Raw genomic sequence first — 1,246 nt, 5'->3', positions numbered from 1 at the left:
CTCGAAGTCACCACGGATATCAATCCGAGCATCAAGTCGTTGCTGGTGCGCGAGCTGGGCGTCGAGGAGGACGAGGTCTATGAGGTGCCGGCGCCGCTGGACCTGCGCGGACTGAGCGTGATTGGAAACATCGAACGCACCGATCTCCGGTATCCGCGGCACGTCGCGCACACCAGCCGGTTCCTGAATGAGAGCGAAACCTCCAAGGCGGCCAACGTCTTTGCGGCCATGCGGCGGCGCGACATCCTGCTGCACCACCCCTACGATTCGTTCTCCACCTCGGTGCAGGCGTTCCTGGAGCAGGCCGCGTCGGATCCCAAGGTACAGGCCATCAAACAGACCCTGTACCGCACCTCCGGTGACTCCCCGATCGTCGACGCCCTCGTTGATGCGGCCGAGGCCGGCAAGCAGGTGCTGGCACTGGTCGAGATCAAAGCCCGGTTTGATGAACAGGCGAATATCTCCTGGGCCCGCAAACTGGAGCAGGCCGGAGTGCATGTGGTGTACGGCATCGTGGGGCTGAAAACGCACTGCAAGCTGTCCCTGGTCGTGCGGCAGGAAGTCGACGGGCTGCGCCGCTACTGCCACATCGGCACTGGAAACTACCACCCGAGCACCGCACGTTACTACGAGGACCTCGGACTGCTCACCGCGAGCAACGAAGTCGGCGAAGACCTCTCGAGGTTGTTCAACCAGCTCTCCGGGTACGCCCCTAAGTCGACATTCAAGCGGCTGCTTGTTGCGCCAAGGTCGGTCCGTTCCGGTCTGATCGACCGGATCGAGAAGGAGATCGCCAATAAGAAGGCCGGTCTCAGTGCCAGGGTGCAGATCAAGGTCAACAACATGGTCGATGAGGCCACCATCGACTCCCTTTACCGCGCCTCGCAGGCCGGGCTAAGCGTCGACATTGTCGTCCGGGGCATCTGCTCACTACGGCCAGGCGTGCCAGGACTGAGCGAAAACATCCGGGTACGCTCCATTCTCGGGCGGTTCCTGGAACACTCGCGGATCTTTGCCTTCGCCAACGCCGGTGACCAGGTGGTCTACATCGGTTCCGCCGACATGATGCACCGCAACCTGGACCGCCGGGTGGAAGCCTTGGTCCAGCTCAGTTCAACAGAGGATATTTCCGCCATGGTGGCACTGCTTGACCGTTATATGGATGACGCCACCTCCAGCTGGCATCTTGAACCATCCGGGGAGTGGACCCGCCACCACCTCGATGAAGACGGTAAGCCGCTCAGCG

At 61.9% G+C, this 1,246-nt stretch carries 1 protein-coding gene; it reads left to right on the top strand.

The annotated features are described in order from the left end of the window. The coding region (ppk1, locus tag Y707_RS24015) for a polyphosphate kinase 1 (protein WP_081744672.1) at positions 1 to 1,246 on the top strand (1,246 nt) is incomplete at both ends.

This window comes from Arthrobacter sp. H14, from assembly GCF_000520495.1.
Classification (GTDB): Bacteria; Actinomycetota; Actinomycetes; order Actinomycetales; family Micrococcaceae; genus Arthrobacter_C.
The sequence above is the reverse complement of the archived record's forward strand: the minus strand, read 5'-3'. Positions and strand labels throughout refer to the sequence as shown.